This is a genomic window from Aliiroseovarius crassostreae (genome assembly GCF_001307765.1).
Lineage (GTDB): Bacteria > Pseudomonadota > Alphaproteobacteria > Rhodobacterales > Rhodobacteraceae > Aliiroseovarius > Aliiroseovarius crassostreae.
Genome location: NZ_LKBA01000025.1, coordinates 76,837 through 92,215 on the forward strand (window position 1 = coordinate 76,837; position 15,379 = coordinate 92,215).

General features: G+C 60.7%; 14 protein-coding genes. 6 read left to right on the top strand and 8 right to left on the bottom strand.

From position 1 onward, the window contains the following. Positions 1 to 23: 23 nt before the first annotated feature. The 3 genes from AKJ29_RS18175 to AKJ29_RS18185 all read right to left on the bottom strand — a co-directional run bounded on the left by AKJ29_RS18175 (position 24) and on the right by AKJ29_RS18185 (position 3,315). Complete coding sequence (locus AKJ29_RS18175; protein ID WP_055192954.1) at positions 24 to 1,073, bottom strand: LacI family DNA-binding transcriptional regulator; 1,050 nt, start codon at positions 1,071 to 1,073, stop codon at positions 24 to 26. A gap of 109 nt (positions 1,074 to 1,182) precedes the next feature. After that, entirely contained in the window at positions 1,183 to 1,950 is a 768-nt protein-coding gene (locus tag AKJ29_RS18180; RefSeq protein WP_055192955.1) for an inositol monophosphatase family protein, read from the bottom strand. Then, positions 1,951 to 3,315 (bottom strand): TldD/PmbA family protein, encoded by a 1,365-nt coding sequence (locus AKJ29_RS18185; RefSeq protein WP_055192956.1) that lies wholly within the window; start codon positions 3,313 to 3,315, stop codon positions 1,951 to 1,953. 143 nt (positions 3,316 to 3,458) lie between these two features. Here AKJ29_RS18185 and AKJ29_RS18190 point away from each other — a divergent pair, with 143 nt between their 5' ends. The 4 genes from AKJ29_RS18190 to AKJ29_RS18205 all read left to right on the top strand — a co-directional run bounded on the left by AKJ29_RS18190 (position 3,459) and on the right by AKJ29_RS18205 (position 7,787). Further along, positions 3,459 to 4,214 (top strand): SDR family oxidoreductase, encoded by a 756-nt coding sequence (locus AKJ29_RS18190; RefSeq protein WP_055193008.1) that lies wholly within the window; start codon positions 3,459 to 3,461, stop codon positions 4,212 to 4,214. Beyond that, on the top strand, positions 4,211 to 4,825 hold the full coding sequence (locus tag AKJ29_RS18195; RefSeq protein ID WP_055192957.1) for an enoyl-CoA hydratase/isomerase family protein: 615 nt from the start codon (positions 4,211 to 4,213) through the stop codon (positions 4,823 to 4,825). The genes AKJ29_RS18190 and AKJ29_RS18195 overlap by 4 nt, the downstream gene beginning before the upstream one ends. Before the next feature lie 455 nt (positions 4,826 to 5,280). Next, entirely contained in the window at positions 5,281 to 6,615 is a 1,335-nt protein-coding gene (locus AKJ29_RS18200) for a mechanosensitive ion channel family protein (protein ID WP_055192958.1), read from the top strand. Continuing rightward, positions 6,612 to 7,787, top strand: a complete 1,176-nt coding sequence (locus AKJ29_RS18205; RefSeq protein ID WP_074963657.1) for a TIGR03862 family flavoprotein — start codon at positions 6,612 to 6,614, stop codon at positions 7,785 to 7,787. The genes AKJ29_RS18200 and AKJ29_RS18205 overlap by 4 nt, the downstream gene beginning before the upstream one ends. A gap of 36 nt (positions 7,788 to 7,823) precedes the next feature. Here the strand turns inward: AKJ29_RS18205 and holA are convergent, their stop codons facing one another. Genes holA through leuS form a run of 3 tightly spaced genes read right to left on the bottom strand, consistent with a single transcriptional unit; the run spans position 7,824 to position 11,882 of the window. Further along, a complete protein-coding gene (gene holA, locus AKJ29_RS18210; RefSeq protein WP_055192959.1) occupies positions 7,824 to 8,849 on the bottom strand; it encodes a DNA polymerase III subunit delta in 1,026 nt (341 codons plus the stop codon). Beyond that, positions 8,846 to 9,340 (bottom strand): LPS assembly lipoprotein LptE, encoded by a 495-nt coding sequence (gene lptE, locus AKJ29_RS18215; protein ID WP_055192960.1) that lies wholly within the window; start codon positions 9,338 to 9,340, stop codon positions 8,846 to 8,848. The genes holA and lptE overlap by 4 nt, the downstream gene beginning before the upstream one ends. Continuing rightward, a complete protein-coding gene (gene leuS / locus AKJ29_RS18220) occupies positions 9,327 to 11,882 on the bottom strand; it encodes a leucine--tRNA ligase (protein ID WP_055193010.1) in 2,556 nt (851 codons plus the stop codon). Before leuS ends, lptE begins: the two co-directional genes overlap by 14 nt. 165 nt (positions 11,883 to 12,047) lie before the next feature. Between leuS and AKJ29_RS18225 the strand changes: the two genes are divergently transcribed. Further along, complete coding sequence (locus AKJ29_RS18225) at positions 12,048 to 13,301, top strand: glycosyltransferase (protein WP_055192961.1); 1,254 nt, start codon at positions 12,048 to 12,050, stop codon at positions 13,299 to 13,301. 259 nt (positions 13,302 to 13,560) lie between these two features. On the opposite strand, the gene AKJ29_RS18230 is transcribed toward AKJ29_RS18225, so the two are convergent. Then, on the bottom strand, positions 13,561 to 14,076 hold the full coding sequence (locus AKJ29_RS18230) for a DUF3576 domain-containing protein (protein WP_055192962.1): 516 nt from the start codon (positions 14,074 to 14,076) through the stop codon (positions 13,561 to 13,563). After that, positions 14,076 to 14,381 (bottom strand): hypothetical protein, encoded by a 306-nt coding sequence (locus AKJ29_RS18235; protein WP_055192963.1) that lies wholly within the window; start codon positions 14,379 to 14,381, stop codon positions 14,076 to 14,078. Before AKJ29_RS18235 ends, AKJ29_RS18230 begins: the two co-directional genes overlap by 1 nt. 62 nt (positions 14,382 to 14,443) lie before the next feature. Here AKJ29_RS18235 and AKJ29_RS18240 point away from each other — a divergent pair, with 62 nt between their 5' ends. Beyond that, entirely contained in the window at positions 14,444 to 15,379 is a 936-nt protein-coding gene (locus tag AKJ29_RS18240) for a porin (RefSeq protein ID WP_055192964.1), read from the top strand.

Below are 15,379 nucleotides of genomic sequence, written 5' to 3' on the forward strand. Positions count from 1 at the left end.
CTAATCTGCGGGGCACGGGATGTCTAGCGTCGCTTCAGTGTCTCGCCGGGTTCGATCTTGGGGGCAAGTTCCACCCGTTCGCCACCGGCAACTCCCCCGTCCTGGGCGCGCTCGGCGATGATTCTTGCAGCGGCACGCCCGATTTCAAGCCTGCAGGCATCCATCGTGGCCAGTCGGCGCGGCAGCCCCTCCAGCAACTCCACCCCGTTAAAGCCCGCAAGCCCCAGTTTGCCCGGCACGTCGATGCCTTTGTCGAGGCAGTAAAGCAGCCCGCCGGCGCCGATCATGTCATTGGAATAATACAGAAAATCCAGATCGGGGGAGCGGGTCAGAATGGTTTCGGTCATCTCGCGTCCCTTGGCCAGAGCGGATCCGCCCTCATAAAACTCCTGATCCATGATCTCGATGCCCTCTTTCGCCAGCGCCTCGGTGAAGCCTTCAAACCGTTTGCGGGCGCGGTGATCCAGCGGCATCTTGGTGCCGAGAAAACCGATATTGCGATAGCCTGCCTTGAGGATCGCCTTGGCCATCATCCGGCCAGCGCGGCGATGTGAAATGCCGACACAGGCGTCGATGGCGGGCCCGTCCGTATCCATGATTTCCACCACTGGAATTCCTGCCGCGCGCAGCATCGCCTTGGCGTTTTCGCTGTGTTCCAACCCTGCGATGATCACGCCGGAGGGGCGCCAGGACAACATCTCGTAAAGCACTTTTTCTTCGCGCTCCGGGTCATATTTGGTCACGCCGAACACCGGCTGCAAAGGGGTTTCATCCAGCACCTGATTGATGCCCGTCAGCACTTCGGGAAACACCATATTCGACAGCGACGGGATGATCACCGCAACCAGATTTACCCGTTGTGAGGCCAGTGCGCCGGCAATTTTATTGGGCACGTAGCCCAGTTCCTTTGCCGCGGCGAGGACCTTTTCCCGCGTGGCCTGACTGACATCCCCGCGATTGCGCAACACCCGGCTGACCGTCATCTCACTGACGCCAGAGGCTTCGGAAACGTCGCGCAGGGTCAGGGGGCGGCGGTTTGCGGAAGGGGCGGGGGAGGTCTTCGGATCAGTCAAAGCAGGCACCTTTCTCAAATTCGGTGCCTATAGTGTTAGCGTCTGATATCTGATCCGCAAAGCCAAATTTTATTGAATGTTAGTTCTAACAAAACCTTACTGGATCTGATCAAAGTAACCCTGCGACAAGGGCGTGGTGAATGTCGGGGTTCCCGGCCACCAGCCCATTGATCATCGGGGTCGGATTGTTGAAACGCACCAGCCCCGCGCGGCGGTCGCTCACATCGCCGCCAGCTTCTTCGACAATCAGGTTTCCAGCGGCAATGTCCCATTCCCAAGTGCCGCGCAGGCTCATCATTGCATCAAACCGCCCCTCGGCCACCAAAGCCAGACGATACGCAAGGGATGAACGGAAGGCGCGGGTTACCGGCGGGGCCTTGGCCCCTTTCCAGAACCACGGGTCCAGGTTGGGTTTGGCGGCAAGCACGGTGGCACCGTCAATATCATGCCGGTCGGAAACGCGCAGGGGCGTGCCGTTCAGCGTGGCCCCCTTGCCCCGTTCGGCAGCATAAAGCTTGTCGGCGGCGGGCAGGTAAACCACTGCGGCCTGCACAATTCCGCCCTTGGCCACGGCCAGCGAATGGGACCAGTGATAGGCCCCTTCGATAAAGGCGCGCGTGCCGTCGATCGGATCGACGATAAACACATGCTCGGCATCAAGCCGCGCCTTGTCATCCTCGGTCTCCTCGGACAGCCACGCGTAATTGCGCGCTGCCAGCAATTCGCCATGCAGCATGCGGTCAACGGCAAGGTCGGCTTCGGTCACCGGCCCCTGATCCCCCTCCTTGTGCCAGACCTCCGGGTCGTCCTGAAAGAACCCCAATGAGATCTCGCCCGCCGCCCGTGCCGCATTTATCAGAAGGTCGAGGTCGCCCACTTACGCCCCCGCAAGTGTCATGCCATCCACCAGCAGGCTGGGCACCAGACGGCTCAGATGCGGTTCGGCGTCATTGGCAGGCACGAGGGTGCGCAGCATCTCGATCAGGTTGCCCGCGATGGTGCATTCATTGACCGGATAGGCAATCTCGCCGTTTTCCACCCAGAACCCGGACGCCCCGCGCGAATAATCCCCTGTGGTCGGGTTGATGGTTGATCCGATCATCGAGGTGACAATCAGCCCGGTCCCCATCTCGCGGATCAGGTCTTCGCGGCTTTGTGGGCCCTGTGTCAGGGCCACGTTGGAAATCGACGGGCCGGGCGGTGAGGAGGTGCCGCGCGACGCACTTGCCGTGCTCTCCATCCCAAGCTTGTCTGCCGTGGCCAGATCCAGCGTCCAGCCGGTCAGCACGCCCGCGTCAATGATCTTGCGGCGGCGGGTCGCCAACCCTTCGCCGTCAAAGGGCCGCGACCCGGTGATCCGGGGGCGCAGCGGGTCTTCGATCAGGTCAAGCCCAGCGGGTAGCACCTCTTTGCCCAGCAGATCCCGCGCCCAGCTGGACCCGCGCGCGATCATCGCCCCATTGGTGGCGGCAAGCAGATGCCCGATCAGCGAGGCCGAGACGCGTTCGTCATACAGCACCGGAAAAGCACCCGTGGGGGGCTTCTTTGCCCCGGCCATGGCAACGGTGCGTTCCCCCGCCTTGGTGCCGATGTCTTCGGGAGAGGGAAGGTCGGCCTGAAACACTCGCATTTCCCCGGCATAGTCCCGTTCCATATTGGCGCCTTCCCCGGTGATTGCCACCACCGAGGTACCCCGGTTGGTGCGCCCATAGCCACCGGAAAACCCGTTTGAGGTCATCAGGTGGAACTGGTGCCGCCCATACCCACCCGAGGCCGACGACACCTGCGTCACCCCCTTCACGGCAAGCGCTGCCGCCTCCGCCTCTGCCGCATCGCGTTCAAGCGCCGCCGGGTCCGGTTCATCGGATGGATCCGCCAGTTCCAGCGCGGCCAGATCCCATTCCTTTGCAAGTTCATCGGCCCGTGCCAGCCGGATATGCGGATCTTCGGGGGCCTCTTTTGCCATCGCCACCGCGCGTTCGGCCATCGCCGCGATCGTTTCGGCGGACGTGTCCGAGGCCGAGACGATGGCCTGCCGCTGGCCGATCAGGACCCGCAGGCCAATATCCACCCCCTCTGAACGCTCTGCATGTTCCAGCTTGCCGCCCAGCACGTCGATGGACACCGAGGTGCCATCCACCGCCAGCGCATCCGCCTGATCGGCGCCCGCGCGCCTTGCCGCGGCGAGCAGCTGTTCGGTCAGGGTCTCAAGCTTGGAATTGTCCGTGTCGGGCCGGGTCATGGGCGCTCCTTCATTTGCTTCTCATTCAGGTAAACGCTGGGCCGGTGTCTCGCAAGGGCCACGATGCGGGCGGCGGTCATCATCCCGTCTGGCCACGCTTTGGTGACTGGGTTACTCTTAAGGCAAAGAAGGGGGGCAACATGTTGGATATGACCGGAAAAACCGTTCTGATCACCGGTGCAAGCCGTGGGATCGGGGAAGCAAGCGCCCATATTTTTGCGGGGGCGGGGGCCAATGTCGTGCTGACCGCGCGCGGGGCGGCCCAGATCAGCGCCATTGCCAAGGCAATTGGCGAAGAGCGCGCGCTTGCCGTGCCCTGTGACGTGTCGAAATGGGCAGATGTCAAGGCGGTCGTGGATGCGGGTATGAAGAAGTTTGGCCGCATCGACGTGCTGATCAACAATGCCGGTGTGATTGAGCCGATTGGCCCAATGATGACCAGCGACCCGGCCGAATGGGGCCATGTGATCGATGTGAACCTCAAGGGGGTCTATTACGGCATGCGCGCCGTGATGCCGATCATGGCGGCACAGGGGGGTGGCTCGGTGCTGACCATCAGCTCGGGTGCGGCCCATAATGCGCTTGAAGGCTGGGCCCATTACTGTGCCTCCAAGGCGGGGGTGCATATGATGACCAAGGCGCTGCACAAGGAAGGGGCCGGCAAGGGCATCCGTGCCATCGGCCTGTCGCCCGGCACCGTGGCCACACAGATGCAACGCGAGATCAAATCCTCGGGCATCAACGCCGTGGCGCAGCTCAAATGGGATGACCACATCCCACCCGAATGGGTGGCGCGTGCGCTTTTGTGGATGTGTTCTGAAGATGCGGATGAGTTCAAAGGCGAGGAAATCTCGCTGCGCGACGTCTCGATCCGCCAACGTGCAAAGGTATTTGGATGATCAACCTGACCAAGGATGACGGGGTCTGGACGGTGACAATCAACCGCCCGGACAAGGCAAACTCGCTGACCAAGGCGATGCTGGAAGAGCTGGCCGCAATTGCACAGCAGGCAGCGGGTGACGCCCGCGTGCTGGTTCTGACCGGTGAGGGCAAAGTGTTCTCGGCCGGTGCCGATCTGGACGAGGCGCGCGCAGGCCTTGCAACTGACGATGTCTGGGAACGTCTCTCCGGGGCCATCGCCAATGCGCCTTGCCTGACCATTGCAGCGTTGAACGGAACGCTGGCCGGTGGGGCCATGGGCATGGCGCTGGCCTGCGATATCCGGATCGCGGTGCCCTCGGCCAAGTTCTTCTACCCGGTGATGAAATTGGGCTACCTGCCGCAACCTTCCGATCCAGGCCGTATGGCGGCGCTTGTTGGTCCCGCCCGAGCCAAGATGATCCTTATGGCGGGGCAGAAAATTCTTGCGGATGAAGCCCTCTCATGGGGCTTGATTGATCGCATTGTCGAAGGTCCCGAGCTCATGATCGCAGCCCTTGACCTGGCTGATCATGCCCGCGGCCAAAGCCCGGATCACGTCGCTGCCATGAAGGCCATGGTGCCTGCCTGATCCAAGCCACTGCGTGTCGGTTTCCGGGATGCCTCCGGCGGGAGTATTGGTGCCAAGAAGAAAGCAGGCGCCCTTCTTCTTGGCACCAATCCTCCGGGGTGAGCGCAGAGCGCGAGGGGCAGAGCCCCTGAAGTGCTTCGGTCATCCCTTGCTTCAGGTGAGAGCCGAGGTGCTTTCACAGGCTCACGAAGTGAGCCACCAACAGCGCGCCTGAGCGTGCGCGAAGGCGCCCCTTGTCCCTACCTTTGCTGGGGGGCTTTGGCCACCGCCTCATAAGCAGGGGGGCGTTTTGGATTAAACGCTTTAGGCGCCGGAGGGGGTTGGCATCCGGTGGGATGGCCCGACCCCATAATGGGGAAATCGGATCAGGGGCCTTGTTCTTGCCCGCCAAAGGGCTATCAACCTGTCTAAATTCGATGCAGTCTGATCACGAGTATGAGCGCAAGAGGTGAGGGATGGAAGACCAACCGGAAATCGTACAAAAAATCTGGGGATATCTGGAACCGGTATGGGAGGTTGTGCAGGGGTGGATCCTGTCTCCGGCTGCCTGGTCGCAATTTGCATTGCTGATCGCGGCATTTCTGGCGGCCCGTTATGCGAATGGCAAGCTGACCCCGCTCATCCTGAAATACCTCACTCCGAAAGAGGGGCGGAGCGACATTTTTGCCAAGGTGATGAAGTTTTCGCTTCTGTTCCTGCCCCTGATGATGCCGCTTCTGGCCTTTGCGTTCACCGGGATTGGTGAGGCGGTCACCCGTTCGATTTTCGGGTCCGGCGCGGTGATTGCGCTGGGCAAGCGCATCTTTCTGTTCCTGGCCGTGCGCGCCTTTGCCCGTGAAATCCTGGCTGACCCGTTCCTGAAACTGCTTGGCAAATATGTTCTGATCCCGGTCGCAGCGCTTTACATGATCGGTCTGCTGGATCCGGCGATGGCCTGGCTCGACAATGCGGTGGTGCCGCTGGGCAACATGAGCTTCTCGCTGCTATTCGCAATTCGCTTTGCGGTGGTGGGGGGGATCATCTTCTGGTTTGGTCGCTGGTCGAATGATCAGTCCGCTCAACTGATCAAGCAGCAAGAAGACATGCGCCCCGCCACGCGGGAACTTGCGGCCAAAGCTGCCGAGATCGCCATTTTTGGTGCGGCTTTCCTGGTCTTGATGAATATCATGGGGGTGAACCTCACCTCGCTCGCCGTCTTGGGGGGCGCAATTGGTGTGGGGCTGGGCTTTGGCCTGCAACAGATTGCGTCGAACTTTATCTCTGGTGTGATCTTGCTGATCGAGGGGCAGGCCACGGTCGGCGACTATGTTGAACTTGATGGCGGTGAGGCGGGCACCATTGTGAAAATGACCGCCCGCGCAGCCATTCTGGAAACCTTCGACGGGCGCTGGATTGTGGTGCCCAATGAGCACTTCATCACCACCCGCGTGGTGAATTTTTCCGATGCCGGCAGCGCCAACCGGTACGAGGCGCCTTTCTCGGTCAGCTATGACAGTGATGTCGAACAGGTGGCCGCACTGGTGGAAAACGCGGTGGGGGAGCTTGACTTCGTGCTTACCGATACGCCCGAACACATGCCCGATTGCGAGCTGCGCGCCTTTGGTGACAACGGGATCGAGTTTGCGTTGGAGTTCTGGGTGGAAGGCATTGACGACGGGCGCAACAAGTTTACCCCGCGTGTGATGGTGCAGATCTGGAAAACGCTCAAGGAAAACAACATCGAAATCCCGTTCCCGCAACGGGTGGTGCAGTTCAGGGATGGCGTGAAAGACGGGTCGCTGCCCGCGTGAAAACCGCATGTGTCATAGGGGCAGGCCCGGCTGGCCTGATGGCGGCGGGGGAACTGGCGCGCGCCGGTGTCAGGGTCACTTTGGCTGAGGCCAAACCTTCCCCCGCGCGCAAGTTCCTGATGGCGGGAAAATCCGGGCTGAACCTGACCAAAGATGAACCGCTGGAACAGTTCCTTGCCAATTATTCCGGGTCTGAGAGGATCCGCGACATTACCGCAGGTTTTGGGCCAGAGGCGGTGATGGGCTGGGCGCGCGGCCTGGGGCAGGAGGTGTTCACCGGCTCCTCCGGTCGCGTGTTTCCAAAGGTGATGAAAGCGTCCCCCCTGTTGCGCGCCTGGATGGCGGAACTCGGGGAGCTGGGGGTGCAGCTCAGAACCCGTTGGCGCTGGATGGGCTGGGAAGAGGAGGCCCTGATCTTTGACACGCCGGACGGGCGCGTCATTGACCGCCCCGATGCCACGGTCCTCGCCTTGGGTGGGGCCAGTTGGCGGCGGCTTGGGTCCGATGCGGCCTGGGTGCCCTGGCTGGTGCAGAAAGGTCTTACCCTTGCCCCGTTCCAGCCCAGCAATGTCGGGCTTGTGGTGCAATGGTCCGACCATATGCAGAAACATTTCGGTCGTCCGATCAAACCGGCCAGACTAACTGCCGGGGCGCATTCCGTTCGGGGCGAGTTTGTGATCTCGTCGCGGGGGCTGGAAGGCAGTGCGATCTATGCGATGTCGCGCGCCCTGCGGAAGGGGGCGGCGCTGTTCGTGGATCTCGTGCCGGAACGGGATGTTGCGGATGTGGCCGCCCGCCTGGGCCGTGCGCGCGGCAAGGCAACGCTGACCAACCATCTGCGCAAACAGTTGAAACTCGGCCCGGCCCAGATCGCGCTTTTACAGGAATTTGCCCGCCCGTTGCCGCAGGCTCCTGAACAGCTGGCTTCGCTGATCAAGGCGGTTCCGATTCGCCATGAGGGGCCGCGCCCGCTGGATGAAGCAATTTCCGTGGCCGGTGGTCTGCGGTTTGAGGAGCTTGATCAAGGCCTGATGATCCGTGCCCTGCCGGGGGTTTTTGCCTGTGGTGAGATGCTTGATTGGGATGCCCCGACGGGGGGCTATCTTCTGACCGCGTGCATGGCCACAGGGCGTCATGCCGGTCGCGCCGCCGCGGATTATCTGAACAGGTAGGCAGGCAGGGGGCGCCTTCGCCTACGCTTCGGCGCGCTACCGACGACCGCCCAGCATGGCGAGGCGAATCAAGGTCCGTTCCATCAGCGCCAATTGCGGTGCTTTTTGCGATGACCGAAGAGTGAGGTCGGTTTCAATCAGTGCTTCAAGAGCTTTTTCAAGGCGATGGGTGCCCCAGTTTTGGGCCTGTCGCACCATTCGGTCGCGGTTCTTGAAGTGCACGGGCGGGCGCAGGCGCCCAATGCCCTGTGCGGCCCCTCCGGGATCGGAGCTTGCGGCATGGAGGGCGCGGAAATGGCGGGTGGCCCCGATGCACAGGGCAACGGGCTGGGTGCCCTGTGCCTGCAGTTTCGACAGGACAGGGCCGATTTCAGTGGTTTTACCTTCGGCTACGATATGCAGCAGCGTGTCCAGTTCAGCTTCGGTTGACGCGGGCGCCATGGCCAGCACGTCGTCCGGGGTAACGGGGGTTGGGTCCGACAGCTTGTAGAGCGCCAGTTTTTCGACGGTCTGGCGAAAATCGCCCGGATCCAGATCGCGCGACAGACCGATCAGGTCATTCATCGCCTCCCGGTCGACCTCTCCCAACCCGGCACGCTTGAAATCGGCTTCGATCTCTTCGCGGGTAGGGGGATCGTCGTAAATACCGGCGGCGTAGGCATTGGGGTGGGTTTCAAAGAGTTTGCGCAGCTTTCCTTTGGGTTTCAGAGAGCCGGCGGTGATCACCACCTGAGCATCTCCCTCCTGCCAGTCCTCCAGCGCCTTTGTCACGATATCCCCCACCAGGTCGGTGGCGTCTTCCACAAAGGCAACGCGCGGACCGGGGAAAAAGCTTTGTGCCTTGATCGCATCGGACAGCATGGCGGGATCTTTGCGCAGTTCGCTTGCGGGGATGCGGGTCAGGCGCATTTCCTCTTCCCCCTGCGGCCCAATCAGCGCGGCAATCAGCTCTTGCCGTTTCAGGGCCACCCGCATCGGGTCAGTGCCGAAGATCAGAACGCCGGTGCGATGGGGCTCGGGCTTGGTGAAATACCGCGCCGCATCACGAGGAGAGAGCTTCATGCCCCCCAACCTGTAAAGCTGGCCATCAGGCGTGTGGTGATCATGTCCGCCATCGACACCATCAGGCGGCGATAGGCATCACGTTCCACCGTCGCGGTGGACACGGTTGACCCTTCAGAGGAATAGGTGGTGAAGTTGGAAACCGCCCCTTTGGTCACCACGGCCCCGCTGGCGCGTTCGGTCACCGTATAGGCCACCGTGCCCTGCACCTGGGTGCGCGTGATCTCCTGCGTGGCAGTCACCCCCATGTCCTGGGTCTGCGTGGCGATCTTGTAGCTGAGCAGATATGGCCCATCAAATGTGCGCCCCAGCCGGCTTTCCAGCGCCTTCACCAGCTCATAGCCTTCGCGCGTGTCTGGGCTGGCAAAGCTGATCACCCCGCGCAACCCTTCGCCGGTGCCGCCCGGCCCATAGACCGGGGTGAACCCGCAGGCCGCAACGCCACCTGCGAGGAGAACTGACAAAAATGCGCGGCGATCAGACAACCACATTCACGATACGTCCCGGAACAACGATGACTTTCTTGGGGGCCTTACCATCCAGTGCCCTGATCACAGCATCCTCGGCCAGCGCAAGTTTTTCAACCTCGGCTTTGTCCATGTCCTTGGGCACGCTGATTTCCGCACGGCGCTTGCCGTTGATCTGAATGGGCAGGGTCACGGTGTCTTCGATCAGCATGGCCTCGTCTGCGACGGGCCAGGCGGCCTGTGCGACCAGACCAACACCACCCAGCATCGACCAGACCTCTTCCGACAGGTGCGGGGTCATCGGGCTCATCAGCTGCGCCATGGTGCGCATGGCCTGCTTTTGTGCGCGCCCGCCCGCGCTTGATTTCGAGATTGTGTTCTGGAAGGCGTAAAGCTTGGCGATGGCGGCGTTGAAGCCGAAGCTTTCAATGCCCATGGTCACGTCATGGATGGCCTTGTGCATGGCGCGAATGAGGTCTTCGTCATTCCCGTCTGCATCGTCCATATCCGCGATCTTCACCGCAGAAGCATAGACGCGGCTGAGGAACTTGGCGGCAGCTTCTGCGCCCGATGCGGTCCATTCCACGTCGCGTTCGGGCGGGCTGTCGGACAGGACAAACCAGCGCGCGGTGTCGGCCCCGAAGGCCGAGATGATGTTCACCGGGTCGACCACGTTGTTTTTCGATTTCGACATTTTGGCCGAGGGGATCACGTCGACCTTCTCGCCGGTCTCTTTCACCACCATCGCCCCGTCGCGCTCCTCGACCTCTTCGGGGTAGTGGTAAATCGCGCGACCGTTTTCATCGGTGCGCTCGGCGTTTTTGTAGATCGCGTGGGTCACCATGCCTTGGGTGAACAGCGCGTTGAACGGTTCCTTCGCGCTGTCCGGCAGATGGCCGCAGATGTTCATCGCGCGGGCAAAGAAGCGCGAATAGAGCAGGTGCAGGATCGCGTGTTCAATGCCGCCGATATACTGGTCGACATTCATCCAATAGGAGGCCTCTTCCAGATCGGTCGGCGTGGCCGCACCGGGAGAGGTGAAGCGCGCGTAATACCACGAGCTGTCCACAAACGTGTCCATCGTGTCGGTTTCACGCTTGGCAGGCTTGCCGCAGGAGGGGCAAGCGCAGTCGCGCCATGTCGGGTGACGATCCAGCGGGTTGCCGGGGATGTCGAAGGATACGTCCTCGGGCAGTTTGACCGGCAGGTTTTCTTTCTTCTCGGGCACCACGCCGCAATTGTCGCAATGCACCACGGGGATCGGGCAGCCCCAGTAACGTTGACGCGAAAGCCCCCAGTCGCGCAGGCGGAACTTCTCGACACCTGTGCCCCAGCCGGCCTCTTCGGCGAATTTCACCGTGGCGTCGATCGCTTCCTCGCCAGTGGTCTCATCAAGCCCGGCGAAGTGGTTGACCCATTTCACCTTTTCGGTTTTCGGCGGCACGAAAGCTTCGTTTTCTACGGGTGCGGGGTTTTCCAGAGACAGGAATGTGTCGACGACCGGCAGGTTGTATTTGCGGCAGAAGTCCAAATCGCGCTGGTCATGGGCCGGGCAAGCGAAAATCGCGCCGGTGCCATAATCCATCAGAATGAAGTTTGCGATCCAGACCGGCAGCTCCCAATCCGGGTTCAGCGGGTGTTTCACGCGGATGCCGGTGTCATAACCCAGCTTCTCGGCGGTCTCGATGGCTTCGGCGGTGGTGCCGCCCTTGCGCATTTCGACAAGCTGCGCGGCGACCTCGGGGTTTTCGGCCTCAAGCGCCTTGGAAATCGGATGATCGGGCGAGATGCCGACGAAGCTGGCACCCATCAGCGTGTCCGGTCGCGTTGTATAGACCTCGATCCCGTCGCCGCCATCCGTGCGTTCAAAGCTGAATTGCAGACCCTGCGAACGGCCAATCCAGTTGGCCTGCATGGTGCGCACTTTCTCGGGCCAGTTGTCCAAGCTATCCAGCGCGTCCAGCAGCTCGCCCGAGTAATCGGAGATCTTGAAGAACCATTGGGTCAGCTCACGACGTTCCACCGGCGCGCCGGATCGCCAGCCGCAACCGTCGATGACCTGCTCGTTGGCCAGAACCGTCATGTCGACCGGGTCCCAGTTCACCGTGGCATTCTTGCGGTAAACGAGGCCCTTCTCCATGAAGTCGATGAACATTGCCTGCTGCTGGCCGTAATATTCCGGGTCACAGGTGGCAAATTCGCGGCTCCAGTCAATCGACAGACCCAGCGGGCGCATCTGGCCCTTCATGGTGGCAATGTTGTCGTAGGTCCATGTGCTGGGATGGCCGCCTTGCGCCATCGCCGCGTTTTCAGCAGGCATCCCGAACGCGTCCCACCCCATCGGATGCAGCACCGAATAGCCGCAAGAGGACTTGTAGCGCGCAATCACGTCCCCCATCGTATAGTTGCGCACATGGCCCATATGGATACGGCCCGACGGGTAGGGGAACATCTCAAGCACATAATATTTCGGCTTGGATTCATCGCGCCTGGCGGTGAAAATCCCGGCCTCATCCCAGGCCTTTTGCCATTTCGGTTCGATGTCGGCGGCGGTATAGCGGCTCATCCAGTGACCTTTCGCATTCATTTCGCGCAAATTCTTTCCGGTGATAAGCGGCACACGCGGCGGCGTCCAGCCTTCTTGCCCTATTCAAGGGGGAGGTGGTGCGATAATCTGATGTAAAGCAAACCCCATTATCAGTAACGCGCAGTGGTTTTCAGGCAGGCTCAGATGAAACTTCTCTTCATTCACCAGAATTTTCCGGGGCAATTTGTGCATCTGGCACCTGAACTGGTCCGTCAGGGCCATGACTGCGTGGCGCTGACCCTGCGGGTGAAAGAGGCGCGGGTCTGGAAAGGGGTGAAGGTGCTGCCCTATCAGCTCAATGTGCCGAAAAATGCCACCCAGCCGCACCCCTGGCTGACCAACACCAACACCCACCTCATTCGCGCGCACAGCTTTTTCAAAGCCGCGCTGCGCCTGCGGGATCAGGGGTTCAACCCGGATGTGATCGTGGCCCATCCGGGCTGGGGCGAATCCCTTTTTGTCAAAGATGTCTGGCCCGACGCGCGGCTGGGCCTGTTTTGCGAATTTTACAACGGTCCCGAACATGCCGCGTTTGAAGGAGAGGTCACGGCAGACGACGTGCTGCGCCTCAGGATGAAAAACATCACCAACCACCTGCATTTCGCGATCGGCGATGCAGGGCTCTCCCCCACCCGATTTCAGGCCGACAGTTTTCCCGCCGCATTCCGCGACAAGATCCACGTGATCCATGATGGCATCCGCACCGACCAGCTGGTGTGCGATGAAACCGTTACCTTCCAGGCCGAAAATACCCCACACCTGACCCGTCAGGATGAGGTGATCACTTTCGTCAACCGCAACCTCGAACCCTATCGCGGCTACCACATCTTCATGCGCGCCCTGCCGCAGATCCTGCGCGACCGGCCCAAGGCACAGGTGCTGATCACAGGCGGGGATGACACCTCTTATGGCGCCCCCCCACCCGAGGGGCAGACCTGGAAACAGATCTATATTGACGAGGTGCGGGACCAGATTTCCGACGCGGACTGGGCGCGCGTGCACTTTCTGGGCCGTATCCCCTATGACCAGTTCACCAGAATGCTCCAGGTCAGCCGGGTGCATGTCTACCTGACCTACCCGTTTGTGCTCAGCTGGTCCCTGCTCGAAGCCATGTCGGTTGAGGCCGCCATTGTCGCCAGCCGCACGGAACCGGTGGAGGAAGTGCTGCAGGATGGCAAATCCGCGCGGTTGTTCGACTTTCACAACCCGCAGGGCCTGGCCGACAATATCATCACCCTGCTCAATGACCCGGATCAGCGCGCCCGCCTCGGTCAGGCCGCCCGGGCCGAGGTTGTCGAAAATTACGACCTCCTGACCATCTGCCAGCCGCGCCTGATCAACTGGATCCAGCACCTATATGATATGCCCGCCAACCCACCAGCACATGTCGCCCGCTAAAGCGTTTCGGCATTTCCCTTTGCCAGCCCAAACCCGAAGCACCTCAAACCATCCCCTCTTCCTCTTGCTGAAAATATCCCGGGGTGAGCGGGCTTGTCCCGCGAGGGGCAGCGCCCCTGATCGACCGACCGAAACACGTTCATGCGGGCCAATCACACGGGTCACAAAAAAACGCGCCCCAATGAATAGGGCGCGCTCCTGTTCAGAATTGTAAACCTCCGCGCCTGCGCAAAGGTCAGACAGCCTTGGGGTCAGGACCTTAAAGCTTGCTGTCTGCCACCCGCAGCTGACGGGCGCGGGTCAGAATCGCATCTTCGATCTGCCGCATCGCACTCGCGCTGGCCGGACCGCCGCGCGTATACATGGCAACCGTCAACGACCGCGCATCAAGCGCCGGGTCCTTCACATAAACCGTGGCCTTATAGCTTGAACCGCTGCCGGGCGGGCGACCGTAATCAAACACGATGATGCCTGTGAACGGGTCAGCTGCCTTGACCGGCATGAAATCCAGAACTTCCAGCGCCGCGTTCCAGATATACTTGTTGACCTCAACCGTGGTGTTCGGATCATCCACATTGGCAAACAGACTCCAGGCCGTTTCCCGCTCTTGGGCTTTTTCCGGCGCATGGCGCAGCCCGTCCTGCTTGGCCCCGGTCTTGCCCGACCCGCCAAAGATATTGCCAGATCCGATAGATCCGTTGCCGCCCCCACATGCCGACAATGCGACCAAGGCGACCAAAGATACACCAAGAATAGATTTCCGCAGGTTGCTCATCAAAACGCCCCGTTCCTGTAAAGTCTCTTTTTGTTAGTATATAAGCCCCCTTGGGCGAGCAAGCGTTTTCCCCGGAAACAGCGCGCCAGCCCCGGCGTCATTCTGCTCAGCTGATTCCATTTTTGGAAACCTGCCGGCCAATCCGGGCCAAACGGCGTTTCCACCGGTTTATTTCCGATTGTTTCAGGCATTTCCGGCGTGGCGTGAGGAAACTGTGGCAAAGAAGCACCAACACTCCGACCAAACCACCCATCGCGGGTCACCGTGCTTGCAATGACCGCCGGGAAGGGGAAAAACACGCTCATACTCAATTCGGATCCCCCGTTTTGAGGTGCACTCTTAAAAAAATATCATGAGGGAAACCGAAATGAAAAAGATCCTTATTGCTACGACCGCACTCGTTGCAACCACTGGCTACGCCGCTGCCGACATCAACCTGTCGGGTGCTGCTGCTGCTGGTTTCCAATACTTCGACACCGACATCGTCGAAGAAAAAGTGGTCACTCACTTTGACTACACCCTGACCATCGCAATGTCGGGTGAAACCGACGGTGGCCTGACCTTCGGTACCGACCTGACCATTACCGGCTCCGATACGGGTACTCTGAACGGTGGCGACCTGGTTGCTTACATCGAAGGCGGCTTCGGCAAGTTCTCGGCTGGTAACGTTGGTTCGGCTGTTGACGCAACCCTCGGCCTGGGCGATCTGGGCTTCGACGGTCTGGGCACCGACAATGTTGCTGAAACGCTTGTTGATTACAACGACCAAGGTAGCCTGATGTACAAAGGCACCTTCGGCGATTTCGCTGTGGCTGCTTCGTACAACATGTCGGTTGACGGCCTCGACCCGAACGTCGGTGACAAGGCAAACGAATTCTCGATCGCAGCCACCTACAACATGGGCGACTACGACTTCGGTCTGGGTTATGACGAGCGCGGCGACACGTTCACCGTGAAAGCTGGCGCAAACGTTTCCGGCTTCGACATCGACGCTCTGTTCTCGAAGGGTGAAGTGGTTGCTAACACTAAAGTCAAATTTGCCGGTATGGTGCTCGACACTACTCTGGCGGACACTGACGTAACCGCTTGGGGTCTGACCGCTGGCTACACCATGGGTGCAACCACCGTGACCGCTGCTTACTCGAATGCTGACTTCGATGGCGCCGAACTCGACATCTACGGTGTAGGCGTTGCCTATGACCTGGGTGGCGGCGCTAAAGTTAAAGGCGGCGTTGCATCGGTTGGCTTTGATGGTGGCGATCGCACCACCGTTGCTGACCTCGGCATCACCATGTCGTTCTAA

Bases quoted from the DNA above. Each gene is read 5' to 3' on its own strand.
- AKJ29_RS18185 (WP_055192956.1), bottom strand. From the start codon at position 3,315: ATGACCCGGCCCGACACGGACAATTCCAAGCTTGAGACCCTGACCGAA.
- AKJ29_RS18195 (WP_055192957.1), top strand. From the start codon at position 4,211: ATGATCAACCTGACCAAGGATGACGGGGTCTGGACGGTGACAATCAAC.
- AKJ29_RS18200 (WP_055192958.1), top strand. From the start codon at position 5,281: ATGGAAGACCAACCGGAAATCGTACAAAAAATCTGGGGATATCTGGAA.
- holA (WP_055192959.1), bottom strand. From the start codon at position 8,849: ATGAAGCTCTCTCCTCGTGATGCGGCGCGGTATTTCACCAAGCCCGAG.
- lptE (WP_055192960.1), bottom strand. From the start codon at position 9,340: ATGTGGTTGTCTGATCGCCGCGCATTTTTGTCAGTTCTCCTCGCAGGT.
- leuS (WP_055193010.1), bottom strand. From the start codon at position 11,882: ATGAGCCGCTATACCGCCGCCGACATCGAACCGAAATGGCAAAAGGCC.
- AKJ29_RS18225 (WP_055192961.1), top strand. From the start codon at position 12,048: ATGAAACTTCTCTTCATTCACCAGAATTTTCCGGGGCAATTTGTGCAT.
- AKJ29_RS18230 (WP_055192962.1), bottom strand. From the start codon at position 14,076: ATGAGCAACCTGCGGAAATCTATTCTTGGTGTATCTTTGGTCGCCTTG.
- AKJ29_RS18235 (WP_055192963.1), bottom strand. From the start codon at position 14,381: ATGAGCGTGTTTTTCCCCTTCCCGGCGGTCATTGCAAGCACGGTGACC.
- AKJ29_RS18240 (WP_055192964.1), top strand. From the start codon at position 14,444: ATGAAAAAGATCCTTATTGCTACGACCGCACTCGTTGCAACCACTGGC.